This is a genomic window from Kitasatospora sp. NPDC059571 (assembly GCF_042735675.1).
In the GTDB taxonomy this organism is placed as follows: Bacteria; Actinomycetota; Actinomycetes; order Streptomycetales; family Streptomycetaceae; genus Kitasatospora.
This window is the reverse complement of record NZ_JBHWBW010000210.1, coordinates 1-7,903: the sequence shown is the minus strand read 5'-3', so window position 1 is coordinate 7,903 and position 7,903 is coordinate 1. Positions and strand designations below refer to the sequence as shown.

10 protein-coding genes are annotated in these 7,903 nt (G+C 75.5%); 8 read left to right on the top strand and 2 right to left on the bottom strand.

Features of this window, described 5'->3' with window-relative positions:
- Nucleotides 1-204: 204 nt before the first annotated feature.
- From paaA to paaE, 5 genes are read left to right on the top strand one after another with little or no spacing between them, the layout of a single operon-like run.
- Entirely contained in the window at nt 205-1,137 is a 933-nt protein-coding gene (paaA, locus tag ACFV0G_RS22365; protein WP_380550577.1) for a 1,2-phenylacetyl-CoA epoxidase subunit PaaA, read from the top strand.
- The gene (gene paaB, locus ACFV0G_RS22360) at nt 1,134-1,427 is read left to right on the top strand and encodes a 1,2-phenylacetyl-CoA epoxidase subunit PaaB (RefSeq protein WP_380550562.1); all 294 of its coding nucleotides are present in this window, start codon (nt 1,134-1,136) and stop codon (nt 1,425-1,427) included. Before paaA ends, paaB begins: the two co-directional genes overlap by 4 nt.
- A gap of 18 nt (nt 1,428-1,445) precedes the next feature.
- On the top strand, nt 1,446-2,327 hold the full coding sequence (gene paaC, locus ACFV0G_RS22355; protein WP_380550559.1) for a 1,2-phenylacetyl-CoA epoxidase subunit PaaC: 882 nt from the start codon (nt 1,446-1,448) through the stop codon (nt 2,325-2,327).
- Nucleotides 2,321-2,815 carry a 1,2-phenylacetyl-CoA epoxidase subunit PaaD gene (paaD, locus tag ACFV0G_RS22350; protein WP_380550556.1) on the top strand — a complete coding sequence of 165 codons (495 nt, stop codon included), beginning with the start codon at nt 2,321-2,323 and terminating at the stop codon, nt 2,813-2,815. Before paaC ends, paaD begins: the two co-directional genes overlap by 7 nt.
- Complete coding sequence (paaE, locus tag ACFV0G_RS22345) at nt 2,815-3,882, top strand: 1,2-phenylacetyl-CoA epoxidase subunit PaaE (protein ID WP_380550553.1); 1,068 nt, start codon at nt 2,815-2,817, stop codon at nt 3,880-3,882. The genes paaD and paaE overlap by 1 nt, the downstream gene beginning before the upstream one ends.
- On the opposite strand, the gene ACFV0G_RS22340 is transcribed toward paaE, so the two are convergent.
- Both ACFV0G_RS22340 and ACFV0G_RS22335 read right to left on the bottom strand, forming a co-directional pair.
- Entirely contained in the window at nt 3,870-4,967 is a 1,098-nt protein-coding gene (locus ACFV0G_RS22340) for an FAD-dependent oxidoreductase (protein WP_380550550.1), read from the bottom strand. The genes paaE and ACFV0G_RS22340 overlap by 13 nt on opposite strands.
- A 61-nt stretch (nt 4,968-5,028) precedes the next feature.
- The gene (locus ACFV0G_RS22335; RefSeq protein ID WP_380550547.1) at nt 5,029-5,400 is read right to left on the bottom strand and encodes a YbjQ family protein; all 372 of its coding nucleotides are present in this window, start codon (nt 5,398-5,400) and stop codon (nt 5,029-5,031) included.
- 62 nt (nt 5,401-5,462) lie between these two features.
- On the opposite strand from ACFV0G_RS22335, the gene ACFV0G_RS22330 reads away from it, so the two are divergent.
- From ACFV0G_RS22330 to ACFV0G_RS22320, 3 genes are all read left to right on the top strand, one after another.
- Nucleotides 5,463-6,026, top strand: a complete 564-nt coding sequence (locus ACFV0G_RS22330) for a hypothetical protein (RefSeq protein WP_380550539.1) — start codon at nt 5,463-5,465, stop codon at nt 6,024-6,026.
- A gap of 90 nt (nt 6,027-6,116) precedes the next feature.
- The gene (locus ACFV0G_RS22325) at nt 6,117-7,037 is read left to right on the top strand and encodes a hypothetical protein (protein ID WP_380550536.1); all 921 of its coding nucleotides are present in this window, start codon (nt 6,117-6,119) and stop codon (nt 7,035-7,037) included.
- A 42-nt stretch (nt 7,038-7,079) separates the two neighbouring features.
- Entirely contained in the window at nt 7,080-7,790 is a 711-nt protein-coding gene (locus tag ACFV0G_RS22320; protein ID WP_380550533.1) for an aminoacyl-tRNA hydrolase, read from the top strand.
- Nucleotides 7,791-7,903 lie beyond the last annotated feature (113 nt).

Below are 7,903 nucleotides of genomic sequence, written 5' to 3'. Positions count from 1 at the left end.
CCCGCCGTCCCGCTGCCCCGGGGGCGCACGCCGTCGGCGGGGGGGGCGGGGGGGGGGCCGGCGCCCCGGCCCGGCCCGGGGGCGCCGTGCACCCGGTCGCGTCCTACCCGTGATCCGCGCGCCTTGTCAGGTCGCGGCCCCGCCGTACAGAATGGAACCGACCGAACGGTCAGTCGGGAGGTGGGTGGAGTGACGGCGACGGAGATGGACGCGGCCGCGCTGGAGGCGCGCTTCGACGCGGTGGTGGCCGCCGAGCAGCGGATCGAGCCGCGCGACTGGATGCCGGACGCCTACCGGGCGACCCTGGTGCGCCAGATCGCGCAGCACGCGCACTCGGAGATCATCGGCATGCAGCCGGAGGGGAACTGGCTCACCCGGGCCCCCTCGCTGCGCCGCAAGGCCACCCTGCTGGCCAAGGCGCAGGACGAGGCCGGGCACGGCCTCTACCTCTACGCCGCCGCGGAGACGCTCGGCGTCGACCGCGCCGAGCTCACCGAGAAGCTGGTCGACGGCCGGCAGAAGTACTCCTCGATCTTCAACTACCCCACGCTGACCTTCGCCGACGTCGGCGTGATCGGCTGGCTGGTGGACGGCGCCGCGATCTGCAACCAGGTGCCGCTGTGCCGCTGCTCCTACGGGCCGTACGCCCGGGCGATGGTGCGGGTCTGCAAGGAGGAGTCGTTCCACCAGCGGCAGGGCTACGAGCTGCTGATGACGATGATGCGCGGCACCGAGGCGCAGCGCCGGATGGTGCAGGACGCGGTGGACCGCTGGTGGTGGCCGTCGCTGATGATGTTCGGCCCGCCGGACGACGACTCGCCCAACAGCGCCCGGTCGATGGCGTGGCGGATCAAGCGGCACTCCAACGACGAGCTGCGCCAGCGGTTCGTCGACATGACCGTGCCGCAGGCCGAGCACCTCGGCGTCACCCTCCCCGACCCGGCGCTGAGCTGGAACGAGGAGCGCGGCAGCTGGGACTTCGGCGAGCCCGACTGGTCGGAGCTCAAGCAGGTGATCAAGGGCCAGGGGCCGTGCAACGCCCAGCGCGTCGAGCGCCGCCGGGCGGCCCACGAGGACGGCGCCTGGGTCCGCGAGGCGGCCCTGGCGTACGCGGAGAAGAAGCGGAGCGCGCAGTGAACGCGACCAAGGCCGACTGGCCGCTCTACGAGGTGTTCGTCCGCCCGCGGCGCGGCCTGAACCACGTCCACGTCGGCTCGCTGCACGCACCCGACGACCGGATGGCGCTGCTCGCCGCCCGGGACCTCTACACCCGCCGCAACGAGGGCGTCAGCCTCTGGGTGGTGCCCTCGGCGGCGATCACCGCCTCCGCCCCGGACGAGCAGGACCCGTTCTTCGCGCCGAGCGGGGACAAGGTCTACCGCCACCCGACCTTCTACGACATCCCCGAGGATGTCCCGCACATCTGAGCCGCAGGGGATGCCGAGATGACCGACGACCACGTCTACCTGACCCTCTCCGAGGCCGGCCCGGAGCCGGAGGGCGAGGCCCGCTGGGCGTACGGCACCGGGTTCGCCGACCCGCTGCTGGGCGTCGACACCGCCGTGCCCGCGGGCGTGGACGGTGCCGACCTGGCCGCGTACTGCCTGATGCTGGGCGACGACGCGCTCGTCCTCGCCCAGCGGCTGATCGAGTGGTGCACCCGCGCGCCCGAGCTGGAGGAGGAGGTCGCGCTCGCCAACCTCGGGCTCGACCTGCTCGGCCAGGCCCGCCGGCTGCTCAGCCGGGCCGGCCAGGCCGACGGCAGCGGCCGCACCGAGGACGACCTCGCCTACTGGCGGGAGGACCACGAGTTCCGCAACGTGCGCCTGGTCGAGGTGCCCAACGGGGACTTCGCGCACACGGTGGCCCGGATCCTGGTCTTCGCGACCGCCCGCCACGCGCTCTACCGGCGGCTCGTCGAGCACGCCGACCCGGTGCTCGCCGCGGTCGCCTCCGGCGGCGTCAAGGAGCTGGCCTACCACCGCGAGTGGGCGCTGGAGTGGCTGCTGCGGCTCGGCGACGGCACCCCGTACTCGCACGACCGGATGCAGGCCGGCCTGGACGCGGTGTGGCCGCTGCTGGACGAGCTGTTCACCCCGCACGAGGTCGAGCTGCGGCTCGGCACCGACCCCTCCGGCCTGCGCGGCCCGGTGCTGGCGCAGCTCGCCGACGACGCCGTTCGCGCCACCCTGACCGTGCCGGACGCCCCGGCGATGGCCCGGATCGGCGGCCGGGCCGGCCGGGACGGCGTGCACACCGAGGCGCTCGGCCTGCTGCTGGCCGAGCTGCAGGTGGTGGCCCGGGCCCACCCGGGGGCGACGTGGTGACCGCGACCGCCGGGCGGGCCTGGGAGGTCGCGGCGGCCGTGCCCGACCCCGAGCTGCCCATGCTCACCCTCGCCGACCTGGGCGTGCTGGCCGACGTCCGGGAGGAGGACGGGGCGGTGACCGCCTGGCTCACCCCGACCTACTCCGGCTGCCCCGCGGTCGCCGAGATGGCCGCCGACGTGGCCGCGCGGCTGCGCGGCGCCGGCTACCGGGAGGTGGACGTGCGGCTGCGGCTCGACCCGCCGTGGTCCACCGACCTGATCAGCGCCGAGGGCCGCCGCAAACTGGCCGAGGCCGGCATCGCGCCGCCCGCGCCGCACGCCGCCGGCCTGCTGGTGCTCGGGCCGACCCGGCACGCGTCGCCCACCTGCCCGCAGTGCGGCTCCGCCGACACCGAGGAGCTGTCCCGGTTCGGCTCCACCGCCTGCAAGGCGCTCTGGCGCTGCCGGGCCTGCCGGGAGCCCTTCGACCGGATCAAGGAGATCTGATGGCCGTCCGCCGCCCGACCTTCCACGAGCTGCGCATCGCCGCCCTGGAGCCGCTCTGCGAGGACGCCGTCGCGGTCACCTTCGAGGTGCCGGGGGAGCTCGCCGAGGACTTCGCCTTCCGGCCCGGCCAGACGCTGACCCTGCGCCGGATCGTGGCGGGCGCCGACGAGCGCCGCTCGTACTCGCTCTGCTCGCCGGTCGGCGGGCCGCTGCGGATCGCGGTGCGCGAGGTGCCGGGCGGGCTGTTCTCGCGGTGGCTGGTGCGCGAGGCCCGGGTCGGCGAGCGCATCGAGGTACTGCCGCCGACCGGCCTGTTCACCGCCGAGCCGGCCGACCGGGCCCACCACGTGCTGGTCGCCGCGGGCTCCGGGATCACCCCGATGCTCTCCATCGCCGGCTCCGTCCTGGACGGCCACCCCGACTCCCGGGTCACCCTGCTGTACGGCAACCGGCGCAGCGACACGGTGATGTTCGCCGACGAGCTGGCCGACCTCAAGGACCGCCACCTGGACCGCTTCCAGCTGGTGCACGTGCTCTCCCGGGAGAGCCGCGACGCCGAGCTGCTGAGCGGCCGGCTCGACCCGGAGCGGGTGCGCTCGCTGGTGACCGCGCTGGTCGACGTGCCCGCCGTGGACCACTGGTGGCTCTGCGGCCCGTACGGGATGGTGACCGGCGCCCGCGAGCTGCTGGACGGGCTGGGCGTGCCGGGCGAGCGGGTGCACCAGGAGCTCTTCCACGCGGAGGACGAGCCGATCGCCGAGCGGGCCGAGGCCCCGGCCGCCGACGGTGAACTCAGCGAGGTCACCGTGGTGCTGGACGGCCGTTCCAGCACGCTGCGGCTGCCCCGCGACCGCTCGATCCTGGACGGCGCCCAGCGGGTCCGCCCGGACCTGCCCTTCGCCTGCAAGGGCGGGGTCTGCGGCACCTGCCGGGCGCTGGTCCGCGACGGCGAGACCGAGATGCGGCGCAACTTCGCGCTGGAGGAGAAGGAGGTCGCGGCCGGCTACGTGCTGACCTGCCAGGCCCGCCCGGTCTCCGACACGGTCACCGTCGACTACGACCGCTGAGCCGCCGGCAGCGGCTCGGGCGCGCCGAGCAGCCGCACGATGCCGTTGGCGGCCGCCCGGCCCGCCCGGTTGGCCCCGACGGTGCTCGCCGACGGGCCGTAGCCGACCAGGTGGATCCGCGGGTCGGCCGCGGCCCGCGTGCCGTCCATCCGGATGCCGCCGCCGGCATCGCGCAGGCCCAGCGGGGCCAGGTGGGTGATCTCCGGGCGGAAGCCGGTCGCCCAGACGACGGCGTCGACCGGCTCCTCGCTGCCGGCGGTCGCCACCCCGTGCTCGGTCAGCCGGTCGAACATCGGGCGGCGCTCCAGCACGCCCAGCTCCTCGGCCCGCCGGTACGCCACCGAGGGGCCGAGCCCGGTCACGCTCACCACACTGCGTACCGGCAGGCCCTGACGGACCCGCTCCTCGACCAGGGCCACCGCGGCCCGCCCGGCCTCGGCGGTAAACGGCCCGTCCCGGTAGACCGGCGGCCGGCGCGTGAACCACAGCGTGTCGGCGACCGCGCCGACCTCGGAGAGCACCTGGATCGCCGAGGCGCCGCCGCCGACCACGGCGACCCGCAGCCCCGTGAACTCCTCCGGCCCCCGGTAGTCGGCGTAGTGCAGCTGCCGCCCGGCGAAGTGCCCCGGGTAGTGCGGCAGGAACGGCCGGGTCCAGGTGCCGGTCGCGTTCACCAGCGCCCGGGCCGTCCAGTCGCCGGCGTCGGTCTCCACCCGCAGGCGCCCGTCCGGCAGCGACCGCACCGCGCGCACCCGCACCGGGCGCACGACCGGCAGCGCGTGCCGGGCCTCGTACGCGGCGAAGTAGCCGGGCACCACCTCGCGGGCCGGGGCCTGCGGGTCCGGCGGCGGCAGCTCGAAGTCCGGCAGGTCGTGGAAGCCGTGCACGGTGGCCATCCGCAGCGACGGCGAGCGGTGCGCCCAGGCGCCGCCCGGGGCCTCGTCCGCGTCCAGCACCACGAAGCCGGTGTACGGGGCGAAGCCGCGCCGCCGCAGGTGGTAGGCGGCCGACAGCCCGGCCTGCCCGGCACCGATCACCACGACGTCGACCTCGCCCGGCTCGGTAGTTGCACCGTAAACAGTCACCCTCATGAAACATCGGGCGGGCGGTTCCTGTTCCCGCCCGCCCCGTGCCCGCCCGGTGGGATCAGGCGATCGGCGCGATCACCGCGGCCGTCCCGTACGCGCAGATCTCCGTCCCCACGTCGGCGGCCTCCGAGACGTCGAACCGCATCATCAGGATCGCGTTCGCGCCGCGCGCCCGGGCCTGCTCCACCAGCCGCTCCATCGCCTGGTTGCGGCTCTCCACCAGCGTCTTGGTCAGACCCTTCAACTCGCCGCCGACCAGCGACTTCAGGCCCGCCCCGATCTGGCTGCCGATGTGCCGGCTGCGCACCGTCAGACCGAACACCTCACCGATGATCCGCTCCACCCGGTGGCCCGGGACGTCGTTCGTCGTGACCACCAGCACCTCGGCGTCCGGGGTCTGCCCGCCGCCGTAATCGTCGAGTTTGCTCATGGCCACACCTTCGGTGATGACCCGTCGGTTCCCCCGGCGGCTCGCCGGTGTACAGTCCCGCCGTGCCCAGTTCCGAGCCGCGCCGCGGCGCGTTCTCCCAGGTCACCGCCGTCCTCCAGGGCATCGGTCTGGCCCTGCTCCTGGTGGCCGCCGCGATCGCCGGCCTCATCGTCTGGTCCTCGCTGACCCCCGACGTGGTCGAGCACCCGTCCCCGGCCGCCACCGCCCGGCTGGACCGGCTGCGCGGCGACCCGCTGCTGACCGCCCTCGGCGACCGGCTCGGCCGCCCGCCCGCGATCACCGTCGACCAGTGCCGCGACACGCCGGACGGCCCCATGCCGCCCTCCGTGAACGCCGACTTCACCGGCGCGCCCGCCCTCGACGCCCCCGCGCTCGCCGCCCTCGCCCGCACCGCCGGCTGGGAGAGCGAGGGCCCGCTCGCCGACCCGGCGCTCGGGAACCCCGGCGCCACCCCTCCCGGCGGCCTCCCCGGCCTCGGCGCGCAGCCGCCCCACCTCACCCTGCACAAGTCCTTCGACGGCTGGCGCAGCTCCGCCCACCTGCTCGTGGACGGCACCACCACGACCGTCGAGATCGACGCCACCGACGACGACTCCTGCCCCTGACCCCACCCGCCCGGCCCGGCGGCGACCGCCCGCGCAACAAGGTGGTGGACACCGGTGATTCCGGACCCCCGGTGGCCGTACTGTAGGCGCATGGGAGAGCGAAGCGATCATCCCCAGGGGCCGGGCGCGGCGGAGGACTCCGGCGCGCAGGAGATCGAGGCGACGGTGGTGCTCGGCATCCGCATCACCGACTGGCCGGTGCTGCGCGCCGCCGCACTGGCCGCCGTGGACGAACTGGAATTCGACGGCGTGGATCCGGCCGGCCAGCGCGCCGACCTGCTCCGCGAGGTCGCCGAGGACCCGAACGCGGCCCTCGGCGTGCTGCTCCACCCCGACCGGCTGGTCGCCGCCGTGCCCGGCATCGAGGCCCTCGGCGGCACCCTGGAGATCAGCGTCACCGACGACTTCGCCCCCGACTTCGCCGCCCTGTTCCCGCTCGACGCGGAGGACGGCGACGCCGGGGACTGGACCCTCACCCCCCGCACCGCCTGCCTGCTGCACACCCAGCTGATCGGCCTCGCCGACGCCGCCTACGACGACCTCGACGAGCACGAGGACGAGCCGGTCGCGGCCGGCGACGAGGCCGAGTGGACGGTCTTCGCCCGGCTGCCCCGCCGCACCTGGGCCCAGCACCGCAGCTGGCGCCGCGCCTTCGCCCGCACCTTCGACGACCTCGCCGAGGACCTCGCACTCGGCGAGTGGCCGCTGCCCCGCAGCCTCGCCGAGGACCTCGCCCTGCGGCTCGCCCTCGCCGACGCCCGCGGCCTGCTCGGCGCCCAGCCCGAGTCGGTCGCCGACATGATGGGCGACCTGCCCGCCGACCTCTACGACTACGACTGGGAGGGCTGCGACGACGAGCTCTTCGGCGTCTACGGCCCCGACGACGGCGACCCCGACCTGGAGGCCGCCGACCGCACCGACCAGCTGCTCGCCGCCACCCACCCGGAGGGCTGGTTCCTGTTCTACGACGACGCCGAGGAGCGCGACCCCCAGCGCGGCTACCGGCGCTGACGCGCCGCAGGACGCATCCGGGGCTGCTGGCATCCTGGTGGGGTGAGCTCACCCTTCGACGCCCCCAGCAGCCCCGAACAGCCCGTCGACCGCGACAGCCGGGAGCAGTACGTGCTCCCGCTGGTCGTCCGGATCGAGCGGACCGACCCGCCGGCCCGCACCGACGCCCTGGAGACCTCGGCCCGCGCCGTGCTGACGCTGCTCGCCGACCCGCGGACCACCGACGGCGGCGGCGAGTGGGCGGAGCGGGTCGCCGCCTGGGAGGACGCCCGGATCCGCAAGGTCGTCCGGCGGGCCCGCGGCGGCGAATGGCGCAAGGCCGGCGAACTGCCCGGCATCACCGTCACCGGCGCGAGCGCCGAGGTCCGGGTCTTCCCGCCCGTCCCGCTCGACGGCTGGCCGAAGGAGCTCGCCAAGCTCCAGGTCTCCGGCACCGACCTCGACGACCCCGAGGAGCCGCCCGCACCCGCCGCCGGCCTCCCCGTGCTCTGGCTCAACCCCGACCTCGAGATGAGCGCCGGCAAGACCATGGCACAGACCGGGCACGCCGCCCAGCTGGCCTGGTGGCGCCTGGACGACGCCCGCCGCAAGGAGTGGGCCGACGCCGGCTTCGCGCTCGCCGTCCGCACCGCCGCCCCCGAGGCCTGGGCCGGGCTCACCGCGAGCGGCCTGCCGCTCGTCCGCGACGCCGGCTTCACCGAGATCGCCCCCGGCAGCTGCACCGTCGTCGCCGACCACCCCGCCCTGCGGTAGCGCCCGCCGTGCTGGACTACGACGCCGAGGCCGCCGGCTACGACGCCGGACGCGGTCGTCCTGGTCTGGCTGCTCCACCTGCTCGACGACGCCGAACCCGTGCTGGCCGAGGC